The 17,244-nt window shown below is 51.6% G+C and carries 8 protein-coding genes; all 8 read left to right on the top strand.

Going from position 1 to position 17,244, the window contains the following annotated elements:
• Window positions 1-6: 6 nt before the first annotated feature.
• On the top strand, window positions 7-3,099 hold the full coding sequence (locus H6F91_RS02395) for a GAF domain-containing protein (protein ID WP_190775434.1): 3,093 nt from the start codon (window positions 7-9) through the stop codon (window positions 3,097-3,099).
• 131 nt (window positions 3,100-3,230) lie between these two features.
• Window positions 3,231-6,659: a hybrid sensor histidine kinase/response regulator gene (locus H6F91_RS02400; RefSeq protein ID WP_190775435.1), complete on the top strand. Its 3,429-nt coding sequence runs from the start codon at window positions 3,231-3,233 to the stop codon at window positions 6,657-6,659.
• Window positions 6,660-6,717: 58 nt separating this feature from the next.
• Complete coding sequence (locus H6F91_RS02405) at window positions 6,718-7,293, top strand: chemotaxis protein CheW (RefSeq protein WP_190775436.1); 576 nt, start codon at window positions 6,718-6,720, stop codon at window positions 7,291-7,293.
• A gap of 270 nt (window positions 7,294-7,563) precedes the next feature.
• Complete coding sequence (locus H6F91_RS02410) at window positions 7,564-7,809, top strand: hypothetical protein (RefSeq protein ID WP_190775437.1); 246 nt, start codon at window positions 7,564-7,566, stop codon at window positions 7,807-7,809.
• 750 nt (window positions 7,810-8,559) lie between these two features.
• Window positions 8,560-10,947, top strand: coding sequence for a serine/threonine-protein kinase (locus H6F91_RS02415; RefSeq protein WP_190772535.1), 2,388 nt, complete (start codon window positions 8,560-8,562; stop codon window positions 10,945-10,947).
• Between the two features lie 901 nt (window positions 10,948-11,848).
• Window positions 11,849-13,465, top strand: coding sequence for a FecR domain-containing protein (locus H6F91_RS02420; protein ID WP_190772534.1), 1,617 nt, complete (start codon window positions 11,849-11,851; stop codon window positions 13,463-13,465).
• A gap of 124 nt (window positions 13,466-13,589) precedes the next feature.
• Entirely contained in the window at window positions 13,590-14,942 is a 1,353-nt protein-coding gene (locus H6F91_RS02425; RefSeq protein WP_190772533.1) for a hypothetical protein, read from the top strand.
• 764 nt (window positions 14,943-15,706) lie between these two features.
• Entirely contained in the window at window positions 15,707-17,233 is a 1,527-nt protein-coding gene (xrtO, locus tag H6F91_RS02430) for an exosortase O (RefSeq protein WP_190772532.1), read from the top strand.
• The last annotated feature ends 11 nt before the right edge of the window (window positions 17,234-17,244 follow it).

The raw sequence follows: 17,244 nt of genomic DNA on the forward strand, positions 1-17,244 counted from the left end.
ATCCGTATGTACACCAAAAATAATTCGCACTCCTCCACAAACACCGCTTCCGAAAATTCCTATGATGCCCTGTTGGGCTTACCCCAACGTGACCTGGTGTCGCTGATCCAGGGGAATAACGAACCTGATGAAGACATGGCCTGGGTGCAAGAGCGTAGACGGCTACGGGCCGCACTTAATGCCGTTGAAATGGAGCTTCAACACGATACTGAAGCCGCGACAACAGCCCTGGCTCAGGTGAAAACAGAGTTAGAAAAAGTAGGATTACTGCAACGTCCGGATGTGAAGCAAGAGGTTGATTGTTTATCCAATCTGATGCAAGGGATTCATCAGGGTTTGGGAGGATATCTATCAGACTCCTTGCAGGAGCATTTTGAAGAAATCCGTCAGTATGTGCAGCGCATCGCTGACCAGATTCGCCAGACGGACGATATGGATACGCTCATGAGCATTGCTGTACGAGCCGTACGGCAGTTTTTGGATGTGGAGCGATCGCTGATTTATCGCTTTGAAGGCGATCAGGGGGTCGTTGCGATGGAATCCCTGGAGGTGGGCTGGACCCCCATGCAATCGGAGTCCCTTCCTGTCTTCTATTTTGGGGCGAAACAAGCACGGGATTATCAACGGCAACAGGTGGTTACCTTGCAGGGCACTCACACCGATGTGTCTCCCTATCAGAAGCAGTTAATGGAACGATTTCAACTGCAATCAAGCCTGGCAGTACCGCTGTTTGTCAAAGACAAAATTTGGGGCTTACTGGTGGCGCAGCAATGCCAGCAACCCCGGACCTGGCGTGAAGCGACCGACATTAATTTCATGGTGCAACTGGGTCAGCTTGTGAGTTTGGCCCTTCAGCAAACCCTGCTCCAACAAATGCTGACAGATCAGGCCGATAAAGCGATTCGCTATACCCAGGTGATCGGGCAGATTGGGCAACGCCTGGTGGAGCGACTCAAACGGCAGGATCTTGATCTCAACCTCTTACTCGCATCCACAACTCAGGATCTACGCCATGCTCTGAAGGCCGATCGTGTGGCCGTCTACCAGTTCAGTCCCGACTGGAGCGGAGAGTTTATTGCAGAAGATCGGGCACCGGGTTGGGTGAAGCTGGTGGGGACTGACTTAGCCCGAGTACAAGATACTTTCCTTCAAGAAAACCAGGGCGGACGCTATCGCCAAAACCAATCTCTGCGAGTCGATAACATCTACACGGTGGGGCATGCACCTTGCCACGTTGAGCTATTGAGTACATGGGAAGCCAAGGCTTACATGATTGCGCCTATCTTCAACGGCGATACTCTCTGGGGGCTGTTAGGTGCCTATCAGAACAGTGGCTTCCGACACTGGGAGGACGCCGACATCAATCTTCTGAGCCAGGTGGGTGTGCAGCTTGGCAACGTTCTCCTGCAAGCCGATGTGGTGAAGGAGTTGCAAGAACGCAATCGCCAGATTGCCGAAGCAACAGAGCAAGAACGAGAAATTAGCCGCATTATTTATAAGCTGCGGCAATCTCTTGACATGCAGCAATCGTTCCAGACGACGGTGACGGAAGTGCGACGTTTGCTGAAGGTGAACCGCGTCCTAGTCTACCGCTTCTACCCGGATTGGAGCGGCGAGGTGGTTGCCGAATCTGTCGGTTCTGGCTGGGTTGCTCTAATGCAGGAGCAAGCGGTAGATCCAACACTGAAAACTTCACTGATGAGCTCTGAGCGATGCATTGTCAAAGCCTATGGTTCTCCTGCCCGCCCCGACACGGATACCTATCTTAAGGAAACTCAGGGCGGTGCCTATGGCCGGGGTGAGCTGTATCGTAAGGTTGATGATGTGTATAAAGCGGGCTTTGAGTCCTGCTATCTCGAAAGCCTGGAGAAGTTTCAGGCAAAGGCGTATATTGGTGTGCCGATTTTCCTGCGGGGTGAGCTTTGGGGGTTGTTATTTGTGTACCAGTGCGATCGCCCCCGCACCTGGACAGAAACGGAAGTCAATGCCATGTTAAAAATCGCTCCCCAGCTTGGGGTGGCTCTTGAGCAGACGGAGTACATCCGTCAGGTAGAAGAGCAAGCCAAGCAATTGCAAGAGGCGGCGGAGCGCGAGAAGGCGGACAAAACCCAACTGCAACTGCAGATTGTGCAAATGCTTACGGCAGTACGTCCTGCTCTACAGGGTGATTTGACAGTACGTGCCCCGGTTACGGAGGATGCCGTAGGCACCGTGGCCGATGCCTACAACAACACGATCCAGGCTCTGCGTAAACTGGTAACCCAGGTGAAAGGCGCGACGGATCGAGTGCGGGAAACCTCAGAATTGAACGGAACGGCGATCGCCCACCTCAGCCAGCAAACCCAGCAAGAACTGTCCCAGGTCACCCGCGCCCTGCAAAAACTGGAGGAAATGGCTCAGGCCACCGAATCCGTTACGCAAAATGCTCAACGTATGGAAGCGGCTGTACAACGGGCCAACGAAACGGTGCAGACCGGAGATAACGCCATGAACCTAACGGTGGGCGGTATTCTGGCAATTCGGGAAACAGTTTCAGAGACCACCAAAAAGATTAAACGACTGAGCGAGTCTTCTCAAAAGATTTCCAAAGTCGTGAATCTGATCAGCAACTTTACGACCCAGACGCAACTCCTCGCACTGAACGCCGCCATCGAGGCTACCCGCGCTGGAGAGTATGGCCGAGGCTTTGCTGTGGTGGCCGACGAGGTGCGCTCTCTGGCGCAACAATCCTCCGAAGCAACGGGTGAAATCGAAGCTCTGGTGCAGGAAATTCAGGCTGAAACCAACGGGGTATCAGCGGCGATGGATTTGGGCATTCAACAGGTTGTCGAAGGCACCAATCTGGTGAACCAAACCCGACAAAGCCTGAACGAAATTGTCACCGCTACCGCCCAAATTCGTGACCTGATCCAGGGCATTACTGCCTCAGCTCAAGCTCAGGGGCAACAGTCTAACGCTGTCACACAGACGATGGAAGAAGTGGCGGCGATCGCCCGCAAAACCTGTACAGATTCCACCGAAATCGCCACCTCCTTCCAGAACCTCGTCCAAACAGCCGAACTTCTGCAAAAGAGCGTCGACCAGTTCAAGGTGAATTAGTAGCGGCTTAGACGGTTTGGTTTTCGTCGTTAAACGGCGGAAACCAAACCGGTTTTTCCAAAAGCTGTGCGCGCTGCCCCCATCCCCCTACCGACTTCCCTGCCCCCCTACCCACTCACTCACCACTCACCATGTCATCTCCCGATCCGTACCAGGCAGAAAACCTGGCTTACTTCCTAACCGAAGCTCAGGATCTGCTACAAACTCTGGAGCAAAAGTTAGTCAGCTTGCACCAGGAACGGACAACTGCCTGCATCCACGACCTGATGCGTGTGGCCCACACCTTGAAAGGCGCATCCGCCAGTGTGGGACAACGGGCCATCCAGGAGGTGTCCCATGTCCTGGAAGATATCTTTAAGGCGCTCTACAACCCTGACCTGGAAATTGACGCTGAGGTTGAATCCCTTCTGTTTGAAGGCTACGAGTGTCTGCGCCGCCCCATCGCCGCGGCCCTTCACGGGGAAACTGAGGACGAGTCAGAGGTTATGAACCGGGCCGCCGGAATTATCGCCCGATTGCAGGAAAAGTTTGGTGATGCCTTCGACCCCAATGCCGCTATCCCGACCTCCGCGGAACTAGGGTTCGACATGGTGCAATCCATGTTTGAAGTGGGCGTCACCCAGTATCTCGAAAAACTGAAGCAGGCGATTCATCACCAGGATGCGATCGCCCTGGCTAAAACCCTTCAAAGTCAGGCAGAAATGTTCCTCGGTTTTGCCGAATCTTTGAACCTGCCAGGTTTTGGGGCGATCGCCCAGACTACCTTACAGGCCCTCAACGCTCATCCGGATCAGGCGGTGGCGATCGCCCAAATTGCTCTGGAGGACTTTTCGCGGGGACGGGAGCTGGTTTTGGGGGGCGATCGTACAGAAGGCGGTACCCCATCCGCTGCCCTGCAACAGTGGGCTACTGGGCAGCTGCTGGAAGAACTCTTATCGGAAGAACTCTTATCGGGAGAACCATTACTGGAAGAACCATTACCGGAAGAACCATTAATGGAAACCCAATCTGATGACCTCTTTGACTGGGAGGACACAGACCCTACTTATTTGAGTATCACAGAGGGGGAACTCATTATGGATGAAGCCTGTTCCGCACCCTTAGCCACCAATCTGAACGCCTCTAAGGTAGAAGACGATACGGACTCAGATTTGAGTGACTTGATTGCGGCTCTGGAAGACGAGATTTTTCAGGGGAATACCTCTATTCCAGCACCTCCTATGAGCACGCCGATAGAGGTTACTCCTGTGTCCTCTCAAGCTGTTGAAGTACTCGACGAGGCATCCGATCTAGCCGACCTAGTCTCCGCTGTTCAGGAAAAAGTATTACAGAATGGTTCTTATGCACAAGCTGCTTCTAATGGTACGTCAAGAGGTGGTACGTTTCCGTCTTCCATAACAGAGCAATCTGTTAACTATTCAGGCGCTTCGACTGATCCCTCCGAATTACCGGGGATAGAAGTGTCTGGCTCGGCTGCCCTAACGGAAACCACGCCTAAAACTAGCACCCCTATTCGGGTCGATCTGAAGCACCTGGAAAACTTAAATCACTTCACCGGCGAGCTTCTGATCAACCAGAATCGGCAGACGACGCAGAATGAAAGCTTGCGTGGTCAGGTGCAAAGTTTGGTGCAGGGGTTACAACGGCATCAACAGCTGCTTTATAACATTCAAGCCTGGGCTGACCAGTGGCTTATCCGGGCATCGGCACAAGCCACGCCAGGATTTGCCTCCTGGCAGGGAGAGCTATCGTCTACCGTCTCCCTAACCTCTCAGGGCCTCTCCTCTTCAATGTCGGCCTTTGATGCCCTGGAAATCGATCACTACACGGGCTTACATAGCCTGGTGCAAGGTGCATTAACTGACTTCTCAACTCTGGAAAGTACCGCAGAAACTGTACGCCAGTTAGTCAAACAAAATCAACGAACTATTCAGGGACAGCAGCGCTTTCTAACCCATATTCGCGATGATTTAACGAATATGCGGATGGCTCCTCTGGAGACTATTTTCAACCGTTTTCCATCGATGTTAGAACGGTTGACTAAAACCCATCAGAAACCCACGGAGATTCACTGGGTCGGTGGTAATGTTCAGGTTGATAAAGCGATCGCCGACAAACTTTATGATCCTCTATTGCACCTAATCCGTAATGCTTTTGACCATGGAATAGAGTCCCCTGAAACTCGCCAGATGAGTGGTAAAAAACAATCAGGACAGATTCGTATTGAAGCGTACAATCAAGGCCGTCATACCATTATCGAAGTGTCTGATGATGGAGTTGGGATTGATATTGATCGCATTCGTCAACGAGTTGTAAAGCTAGGCTTAGCTAACTCTGAGAACGCGGCTCGCTATTCTGATGACCAGCTCCTTGACTTCCTGTTTAAACCCGGTTTTTCAACACGGGAACAGGTCAGCGACTTATCCGGGCGGGGTATGGGGCTGGATATTGTGCGATCGCAACTGACCGCTATGGGTGGCTCAGTACAGCTTTATTCCCGACCCCAGCAGGGCACAACCTTCATCCTTCAGCTTCCGCTTTCATTCTCAATTACCAAAATGTTGGTCTGTCAGGTTGGAAGTGTCGCGTATGCGTTGCCTGTGCAACAGATTGAGCGTATTTTGTTGCCCAAACCCCACGCCTATAAAATTCATGCTCAACGTCGTGCCCTGCAAGTGTTTGAACCCGGTTATGAGCCGCTCATTCCCCTGCGATCGCTAGATGAGTTGCTAACTTACGCGGCGGGGGGTGAGCGCGTTGTCCGTTCCCGCCGTTATCAGCAGAGTGCTTTCTCAAAACCGCAAGGTCACTCCGAGTATCCTTACATTCTGCTGCTTCACAGTAAAGAAAAAAAATGGGCGCTACAAGTCGAACGTATCTTAGGGGAACAGGAACTCGTAGTCCGGCCCCTCAAGGGTATGAACCCGCCAGACTACATTTACGGTGGGACGATTTTCGGGGATAACGATATGGCCCTGGCGATTGACCCAGATGTGCTCTTGCAGTCCGAAGACACAACAGCCCAACCCATAACCGTCAGTCCAGTACCCAGAAACGGCTCCCAACGTTTCATCCCTGTCACTCCATTGCCAGCACAGGTTAACCATAAGCTTCTTACGGCTGCCCCGACCCATATCGAGCCACAACCCTCAGGCCAATCCCCCAAACGCTATATCCTGCTGGTCGTGGATGACTCTATCACCCTGCGTAAGATGCTAACAGCGACCCTGGAACAGCGAGGGTATCGGGTTGTTCAGGCTCAGGATGGTCAGGATGCCATTGAGAAATTGAATACCCATTATCCCGTCGATCTGGTGCTGTGCGATATTGAAATGCCTCGGTTAAATGGCTTTGAGTTTTTGGCCTACTCCCGCCAACACCCAGATCTGTCTAAGATCCCAGTGGTCATGCTCACCTCTCGTACCACAGAGAAACACCGCCAATTGGCCCTTGGGTTGGGAGCCAATGGCTATGTCACCAAGCCCTACACAGACGATCGCCTGCTATCCACCCTGGAGAAGGTGCTGGAGCAGACCCTGGAGCCATCCATGGTGTATTGATTACCCTCTGCCCCGCAGTTCATGCTCGTTTCTCTTCGTTATTCAGCTTTTACCCAGCATGATGAAATCCTCCTCGCCCTTATCCAGGGAGCCTGCGATCGCTTCCTCCCCGTCTGTAATCTGTCAGGCTTTAACCTTTCAGGTACAGAATTATCGGTTTGCTTTGCCATTGGGCGCGATTGTTCGCATTGTTCAAGGGCGTTCGGCTCAGTCGTCTCAACGGGACTTGATCCAGTTTCATGCTGGTTCACCCATGCAGTTATTTGAAGGGGAGCCATTACCCATTCTTGATTTACGCATGGCTCTGGTTGAGGCTTCTAGTACTCTTCCGCTCTCCAGCACAGCGGATACGATGGCTCAAACTATGGATGCTTTATTTTTGCTTATTGTCCGATTGCCGTCTTATCAATGCTGCGGTTTAGCGGTTGATCGGTTACCCAAAATTCAGCCCTTATCCCTCACCCAATGCCGTCGTCTACCAGAGTTTTATCGCCATAAAATTGCAAATCTGGCCAGCCATGCAGTCGTGCAGGAGTCTGAGACAGACACGGATACATCTATTCTGTTCTTATTAGATTTGCAAAGTCTACAGTCTAATAGCCTTGCCACCTATTCCGACTGGAAGGATTTATAGAGCCCAAGATTAGCTCCACTCCATTCAACAGAAAGCCCAAAATACTGTGTTGCCTATGAAGCAGGTAGCACAGTATTTGGGGTTTTCTGTTGAATGATGCCCGCTTACTTCCTTAATCAATATGAAGCTGCACAAAGGACTAACTTTCTATCTCTAATACTTGGTACAGCTCAATCTCCACCCTACGCGAGAAGGCAGCATCGGTACGAGGAAGGATGTAATTTTTTTTCCAGCATTGTTAGCTAAGAGTAGTCTTTCCGGATGGTCACAATGCACGACACACGAACAGCCTCAGCTGAGCGGCATGCTGAGCGAGATCGAATTCATCGACGAGATTTGTTTAATAGTCTCTTAATCGGAGTTGGATTGGGCACCATACTGTTGGGGGCACCCCTGGGGTGGTTTGCTCATCGTATTTATGCCCAACAACGCACGGCTCAGGTATTACTGTGTCGCCAACAAAACTTCGGCCTACGTGAAGCAGACCTCCAAGCTCGGTGTGGGCAGCCCTATTAAGGTATACGAAATATCACACTTTTCAAAAGCTTTTAATTGGAAGGTGTGAATGTCAGCAATTCTCAGTATGAGCTTCAAAGCTGGGAGTTCCTGCCCGAAGGGCAGGAACTCCCAGCTTTGAAGCCCGAAAATAGCCCGCCGAAGGCGGGCTATTTTCGGGTTGGATTCCAAAATGAGAATTGCTGTGTGAATATAGATACGCTCACATCTGTATGTTGTTACGCCAACACCGAAAGCCCTCATTTTTTCACCATCTTATGGTGAAAAAATGAGGGCTTTCGGTGTTGGCTTGAGAACTGAGTATCTGGAGGGCAATTCCGGCGATCGCCCAACTCTTGAATCGAACCGAAGACATTTCCTTGAAATGAGACACAAGCCCGGTTCAGCCCAGGTTTGAAACATGCCCCAGCACGGTTATTGTCCGCAACCTGATTTCCCCTTTTATGGCGCTGAGTTCGTTGATTAGGTACGGTGGTGTGGGTCCCACACCACCGTACCTAATCAACGAACTGCACATTGCTCTATCGGGATAAAACCATGCAAAATATCTTCTTTAAGAAGAAAACGCATGAACCGAGAAATAAGCGCTATGATGGTTGGTTGCTAAATAGGGTGCGAAAAACGGGGCGCAGAAACCAGACGGATGACGTGAGCCAAGTGGATTGTAAATGGCTATTTTTACAATCCCGATGGGTGATCCGTTGACTCGCATACATAAATTGCCCACGCCGTTGGTCACGGATAAAGCTTATGAACCGAGGCCCCTTGTCCAGCCCTGTTCCCTCCTCCAATTCCAGGCCGAATAGCCGTCAACCTAACGATACAGCTCTAGGGCCCCGTTGGTTGCGGCCGTTTCGTGATTCGGGTCGAACCTTGGCTGCGTTTTGGGCCATTACTGCCGCTGCTCTGACGGGGTTGGATCTGGGCCTTGCTCGATCTGTGGAACGGCAAGTACAAACGTTATTCTTTGAAGTGCGGGGGCCAGTAGCCCCTTCTAAAGATGTGGTGATCCTGGCCATTGATGAGGAATCTCTGGGTCAGGGAGAATTTTTTCGGGCTGACCCGCAGCGTTATAGTAGCCTTGCCCCGATTGAAGCCTGGCCCTGGCAACGAGCCGCCTATGCTACTGTCATCGACAAGCTCATGGCCGCAGGAGCCGATGCGATTGCCCTGGATATTATCTTTTCGACTCCCAGCAGCTACGGTGAGATCGACGACCAGACATTTGAGAATGCCCTTAAGCGCCACCAGGGGCAAATTATATTAGCTGCCCAATATTCCCAGGCGGACGTGCTCCAGGGATACACGACAGAGCTGACAACCCCGCTGCCCCGGTTTTGTGATCGGCCCAACTGCATCGGATCCATTAACTTTCTGCTGGATGCTGACGGGCGTATTCATCAACTGGGAGAACGCTATTGGCAGCAACTCAACATTGATTCTCCCGAACTCCAAACCGGGGTTTTGCCACAGCTACCGACGCTCGCCACTTCTGTGCTTCAGGCCGCCCACCGCCGCACTCTACCGCAATCGGGCAACTTCATTTTTTTCCATGGGCCAAGCCAGACCTTTGAGCACATCCCCTTCTGGTATGTCCTCGATCCGGCTACCTGGAATGGCTATTTACAATCTGGCGCGTATTTCAAAGACAAGATCGTGCTAATTGGCTCCACGGCGGCAGTGCATCAGGATTTTCATCCTGTTCCCTTTGCCAAAAGCTGGCTCTATCCCCAGGCCATGCCAGGGGTCGAGATCCATGCCAATGCGATCGCCACCCTGATGGAGGGCAAAGCTCTCACAGACCTGTTTGGAGAGTCAGGTTGGCGCGGGCTGTTTGTACTGGTCGGGGCGGGCGGAGCCGCTTGGTGGTTGAGCCGGCATCCTCAACCCCTACGGCGGTTAGCCTGGGCTGCTGCTCTGGCGGTTGCCTGGACGGGGATCAGCTACAGCCTGTTTCTGGGAGGACGCTTGATTGTGCCGACGGCAATGCCTGCGGGAGCGATCGTCCTGGGTGGCCTGTCGCAGTTAATCGTCGGTTCTGTTAAAGAACAAAAACGTAAACGGCAACTGCGGGATACCCTGCGACAGTACGTTACCTCCCCCATCGTGCAAGAGATCATTAGCCAACAGGACGATTTGCAAGATCTGCTGCGCGAGCGGGAATTAGCTCTATCCGGTACTGTTCTGGCGGGGCGTTACCGCATTGTGCGGGTGCTGGGGTCGGGCGGCTTCAGCGAGACCTACGTCGCTGAAGATCGTCAGCGACCGGGTAACCCACTCTGTGTGGTGAAGCAATTGCGGATGCTGGGAGCCCATGAAAACACTCTACGGTTGGCGCGACGGCTTTTTGCCACAGAAGCCGAAACCCTGGAGCGGCTGGGGCTCCATGACCAGATTCCACAACTCCTGGCTTCCTTTGAGGAGAATGAGGAGTTTTATCTGGTACAGGAGTTTATTCAGGGCCACCCCCTATCCCAAGAGTTGTTACCCCGGCGCCAACTGTCCCAGCCTCAAGTGGTCAGGCTCATGATGGAGTTGCTGGAGATATTATCATTTGTTCATAGCCAGGGAGTTATCCATCGAGATTTGAAACCGTCTAATATTATGCGGCGGCATAAGGATGGAAAATTGGTTCTGATTGACTTTGGGGTTGCTAAGAAAATTACGACCCAACTAGCCGAGAGCGATGAAGCATCGCGGTTTACAGTTTCGGTTGGTACGCCGGGATACATGCCCGCCGAGCAGTCAGCAGGACGGCCTCACTTTAACAGTGATATTTATGCTCTGGGCATGATTGGCATTGAAGCGCTGACGGGGCAGGCTCCCCATACCCTGAATCACAGTCTCAAATCGGGAACGGTGAGCTGGCAGCATCACGTCTCCAATATGTCGCCTGAGCTTGCCGTCATTGTTGACCTGATGGTTCATCCGGATGCTGCTGTGCGCTACCAGTCAACCCAAATTGTGCAAGCGGCCTTGCTACCCTTTTATCAGCCTGACGTTCTTGACCTTCCTCCATCGGAGGAGGAGGACGACAACCTGTTTTTCATCTCCAGCGATACCCTTATTCCAGACGAATCAGAGGAGGGGTTTGAGGATACCACTGTCATCTCGCCTGATGACTGGGCTCACCGTTAGTTCCTTTAACTAATCCGAGGTCTGCTTTAAGGTTCTTCTTTGTCTGCAACGCAGACAAAGAAGAACCTTAAAGCAGACCTCATTACACGTCGGCTTAAGTTTGCCTATATTCAAATATGGGTTGATTCTTGCCGCTCACTACTCGACGTGCTTTATAGCGCTGTGCACGTTGGTTAAGTACGGTGATGTGGGGCACTTCGTGCCCCACATCACCGTTGCTGTACTTAACGCACTTGCACATTGCTATAAAGGTCATTTTTTTATGCGTGACGCACCCGAAAAAATGACCTTGAAAACAGCCTCTAGCGGTTTGTTAAAAACATATGCGGAAATTAACCTATCTTCAACAGGGGCGAACTTAAGCCGTTGAGTACTTATAGCGCTATGCGCTCAGAGCCAGGAAGGTTATTTTTGGAAAATCCCACACCGTAGGGCTTTCTAGAAATAACCTGTTCTAACCTTATTGCGTAAGGCGATAGAGCCTTTTGGGTTTTCAAAATGGGATGGCAAAATCCGAGGTCTGAAGTCTGGTGCCGATGCAAGCCGACACACGCACATGATGAGAACCTGAGATATTCCCTGGCTTCAGAGGATCCACTGATATGGATGTAAGGAACTTATGGTGTCTGAAAGGCGTCCGAATAAGATTAACTGATGTGGAAAAATCCCTTAAAGTGTTGTAGGGAAAGGAGGGAAAGCATTTGAAGTTAAAGAATAAGTTTCTGCAAAGAGAGGATACAGCCAGATTTTTGAGAAATTTAGGTCTTAAGTTTTACAAGCCTATTTTTATACGCTCTTACAATATGTTCATCGGTTACTGTTGAGTTCTGCGGGTGCTGCCATTAGATTCCAGAAATCCACTTCTCAAACTATCGTCACTGCCCAAGGTTAGAAATCACAGATGATCTCCCGCTCTCGCACCATCACTGCCGCCCTTGCTGCACTAACAACGACCCTCTTACTCGCCATGGAGGCCGGAGCCCAAACGGCTCTCAACCGCGCTGTTGTTGAATCCCTGCGAAACCAGGTTCAAGTTCTACAGCAAAATCAATCGCCTCGCTCAGCTCGGGTTTCCGATATTATTGTGCCAGGTAACGGCGTCTCAACGGCCCAAAGTTCTTTTGCTGAACTCCGCTTCAATGATGGGTCTCTGGGGCGATTAGGTGAACGAGTTGTGTTCTGGTTCAATGCTGGAACTCGAGATCTTCGCCTTTCCAACGGTACGGTTTTGCTGCTCATTCCTCCTGGGCAGGGGCGTACGAATGTCCGTACTCCCAATGCAACGGCGGGTATCCAAGGGTCGGCCTTATTCATTCGTTACATCGCTGAAACCGATACAACTGTGGTGGGTGCTCTCACGGATAGCGGTATTGAACTACTGAATGAAGATGGCACCCAACGGCAACCGTTGCGGGGTGGGCAAATGGCGGTGGCTGTAGGCGATCGCATCACCGAAATCTATGACTTCGACCTGCGCACCTTCTATGAAACCAGTGATTTGGTGAGAGGGTTGGCTCCAGAGGCGGCAGGAGGACCGGCATCCTCTGTTGTAGATGAGGGGATTGCCGAGGTTCAGGAGGAAATGGATACGGCGATCGCCCAACAACCTGCCCTCCCCACTGAAGGAGCTATCGAAACCCCCGACTTCATTCGGCTCCCCTCAACCTCTGCCCAGAACGTGCCACCTGAAAATTCTACGGGTTCTCCCAATGTTACGGGTTCCCCCAATCCGGCGGTGCCGGGTAGTAATCCTTCGGGTGCTAATGGTCAAGCTGGCAATAATCCCTCCCGAGGCGACGGTCGCTTCAGCAACAATCCTTCGCAGCTGAATGGTCAAGGGAGAGGGAACCAGGGCCAACCCAATGGTCAAGGGAGAGGGAACCAGGGCCAACCCAATGGTCGAGGGAGAGGGAACCAAGGTCACCCAGCAGATCGGCCTGGCAGACAGCCGATGCAAAACCGTATTGACCGCACAACGAGTGATCCACGACGTGGCGATACAGACGATTCCCCTGGGCGATCAGGGCGGGTAAATCGAGGCCGCGATAACAACAATCAACCTGACCGGGGTAATGATGGTCGTGGCGGCGGTAATCAGCCTGGCCGTGGCGGAAATGGTGAGAATGGTGGGAATGGCAACTCAGACGATGATGATAGGCCTGGCAATGGTAATGACAATCCCGGTCGTGGCAATGATGATGACAATGGGAATGACGGGCCTGGTAACGGCAACGGCAATGGCAACGGCAATGGCAATGGTAACGGCAATGGCAGACCTGGTAATGATGGTGGTAGACCAGGTAACGGTAATGGCAATGGAGGTCAGGGCAACGGTAATGGACGCCCTGGCAACGGTAATGGCAACGGAGGTCAGGGTAACGGTAATGGGGGCCCTGGCAACGGTAATGGCAACGGAGGTCAGGGTAACGGTAATGGGGGCCCTGGCAACGGTAATGGCAATGGCAACGGAGGTCAGGGTAACGGCAATGGTAATGGTAGACCCAGAAATAATAATTAATAGTCGGACCCTGAATGTTTTAGGCGTATAATGGCGCGCGAAACAATTTCATAGCGAATCCGGCTTGTCAAGCATGCCATTTGTTCGTCTAGCTGGTCATGAATGCTGTCTGAGGTGATCTTCCGTGAAGCTTAAAACCTGTCTCTTAGGTCAATCGCTGATTTGTCTCGGGATGATCGCCAGCCATGCAGAAGCCGCCAATGCAGAGGTTAACGAGCCCTTAACGACAGCAGAATCTTTAACCCGTCCTACATGCTGTTTCATTGAGAATTTTGCTCCGGTTGAACCCACGTCTACAACGGCTCAACCTGTTGCCAATCTGTTCCCTCATATTGATGCTTTAATCACTCCTTCAGAAAAAGATCTACGAGCAATCTCACTGAGGACACCCGAGTCAACCGCTATTCGATCGCAAGCAAAAGCAGATTGGGTCGGGCTCTCTTCCCCTGAAACAATCGTTGAGCGGAGCAGATCACGCTACGGTCGGCGCCCATCCTCAGCGGTTACTTCCCAGAACTCAACCGATAATTCTGTAGTCGGGCAGGCAACTGACGAAACCCTACCTCCCGAATCATCCGAGCAATTTTTATCCCCTTCAGACCCCACGATCGATCCTGAACTGGGCCAACTTCGCTTATGGGAACAGCCCTCAGATGACCCGGAATTGGGGCGTCTGCGCTTATGGGAGCAACCCTCTGGAGACCCAGAATTGGGGCGTCTGCGCTTACAAGAGCAACCCCTACTGGATGAAACTGTTGACGAAACGGAAAATGACACGGTTTTCCTGCTGGGGCGGCTCAGCTTTTTTAGCAGTAACAATATTCTGCTGGACGATTTTGATCCAATCGATGATCAGGTGTTTCAGGGGGGGCTTTCCCTGTTTGCATCCCCAAGCCTTGGCCCCCGAACCTACTTTTTCGGCTCCGTGGGAGGGAGTCTATCGGTTTACAACAACCTATCTGGTCTGAACTATTCAGACCTTGAATTGCAAGCTGGTATCCGACAGGTTATTTTTTCCAATACCTATCTTGATGCCAGTTGGTCAAATCAACAGTTTTTTGGCCTGGATAATGGTGGCCGATTCCTCACTGACAACTCTCTGCGCTTGTCTCTTTCCCATCGTGAGCAATTAGCTGCACGGTTGTATTTAGATGGATTTTATCAATTGCGATTTAGCTTTACTGACCCAAGCGATCGCGACCGCATCTTTAATACCTTCGGTCTTAGTCTTGGGTATGACTTGCAACCCGGACTGGAGGCAAGCCTTGGCTATCAATTAGTACTGTCAGACTTTACACAACAAGAGCGCCACGATAGTTATCACGAAGTGACTGCTCAGTTATCTTATGCTCTTACAGAAAACAGTCGTGTTAGCCTCTTTGCAGGTTTGAGCTTTGGTGACTCAACAGAATCTAGTCTTAACTTTGATAGTTCTCTTTTTGGTCTGATTTTTTCAACCAATTTCTCACTGTTCTAATACCGTTTTTAGCTAAAGCTGTACAGGATGAGAGGTATGACACGCATGCGTTACACGTCTTATCCTGTGCGGCTTTATAGCGCTGTGCACGTTGATTAAGTACGGTGGTGTGGGGCACGTCGTGCCCCACACCACCGTTGCTGTACTTAACGCACTTGCACATTGCTATAGATTGGTTTGGTATAAGTTTGTGGGCTTCAAAGAAACGCAAGAATTCTTGTGTGGATGATCAGAATGAGGCGATCGCTCAATTCTCTGATCAAAGCTGTCATTTCTCTCACGCAAAGTGTTGAAAGAATGATGGTTTGAGGTTTTAAATTTGTCAAGTGCTCGTGGTTCACCGCAGCAATTCTCAGTATGGGCATCAAAGCCAAGAGTTCACGCCCTACGGGCGTGAACTCTTGGCTTTGATGCCCGAAAACCGCGCGCCTTTGGCGCGCGGTTTTCGGGCCTAATTTCAAAATGAGAATTACTGGGTTCACCGCTCTGATTTTGATAGGTGAATGAGGCGGGCTCTGTCCGCTTCATTCACTTGATTGCCTGAAGCTATAACAAGCGTAATTTTTTGAGGGGGAAACTGATTGGTTTCCCCCTCGGAATGAGTGACTTATTAGGCACTAATTTTTCTTGACGTTCCGAAATCCGTGAGTTGAACTTGAAGTAAAGCTTAGCTTGGATACACTACCGCCTAAGAATATTCCGTAGAACTATATGTTACATCGGGCACATAAGCTGCGGAGCCACTTGCTGAGGAGAAACAGGGTATGGCAGTAAACGCAGGTTCCGCATCAGCCGACACCGTCGGGGGTGAGCTGAGGCAACGATTCCCACAAGGGATCGCATGGAGCGCAGCCATTGTTCTTAGCTGGTTTTACCTCAACAGAGCATCTGTGCAGTGGCTATGGCAAGCGGCACAAGAGCTGTCCTTATTAAATGGATTGATGCTGGCGGCGGGTGGCCTGGTGTTGCTGGTGCAGATGCTTCGACAGCCGAGCCAATGGCAGCTGTCTCCAACTCCCACCCTGCGGGTTGCCCCCGTAGCGCTGATCTTCGGCTGCGGGCTGGGAGCGATCGCCACACAGTGGGTTCTCAACCTGGAACAGGTTCCTGTGGTGTTATTGATGTTGGGAACCTATAGTTGGCTGGGGTTGCATATCGCGCCAGCTATCTGGCGGCGGGGATTAGCTGTGGCGGTGGCGATCGCCATCCTTCTCCCCTTCAGCGTTCAATTCACCACAGGTTTGGGATTCCCTAGTCGTATCCTCACGGCCCATGCCGTTGAGTTTCTGCTGCACCACTTCCAAATTGCGGCGCTTTCCTCGGAAGACATCATTGTGCTGGATACCGGGCTAGCACGGGTGGATTTACCTTGCAGCGGCCTCAAAAGTTTGTGGACAGGAACCTTGTTCTTACTAGCCGCCACCGGGCTCGAAGGGCGGCAAATCGGGCTTCGCTGGTTGTTAGTCTGTTTAGCTAATATTGGGCTGCTGATTCTGGCAAATATTGTGCGGGTATTTACCCTGGTAGGGATTTTGCACGTCCTGGGACAACCTGCCCTGGCAGAGACGCTACACCTGCCTCTGGGGGTGATCGGCTTTGTGGCCGTGTGTGCGATCGCCTGGGGGCTGCTCCAGTGGGTTCCTCGTAATCGAGGGCCTGTGGTACCCAAACCGCTTACCCTACAACCGTCTTTCCAAGCCAAAATTGCTCCCGCCGGAATTGTTCTTTGTTTAATCGCTCTGACGCTCTTGCCTCGACCCGGAGCGATCGCCTCCCATCCCCCTGACCTGGCTCACGTGCCTCTATCTGCTGCCATTCAAACGGTGTCCATTCCGCTTAATTCATACGAACAGGATTTTTTTGCCGCTCACTCCAATGCGTCCGTACAAAAGCAGCACTTTCAGTTTCAAGGGCTGAGTGGCGATCTCCTGATGGTTGGTAGCTCTAGCTGGCAGGGGCATCATGCACCTGAACTGTGTTTAATCAGCAGTGGCTTTGAAGTGAGCCACATGGAACCGCGGCAACTGACCCCTGAGATTTTGGGACGGTGGTTAATGTTGAATGGCGATCGGCAATCTGCGGCTTACTGGTTTCAGTCAGCTCACCGGACGACGGATGATTATTTGACCCGTATTTGGGCGGATGTATCGCGACAGGAATCTTCCTGGGTTCTTGTTTCCATCGTGTTTGACCACCCGGAAAATGCTCAGCAAGACAATGTTCAGTCATTTCTTCAGACTGTTCATGAAACAATCCGTGAAAATCTAAATTCCCCATCCGCCGATATTTAAAACTTTTGGCT

The sequence above is a fragment of the Leptolyngbya sp. FACHB-8 genome (genome assembly GCF_014695575.1).
In the GTDB taxonomy this organism is placed as follows: domain Bacteria; phylum Cyanobacteriota; class Cyanobacteriia; order Elainellales; family Elainellaceae; genus Vacuolonema.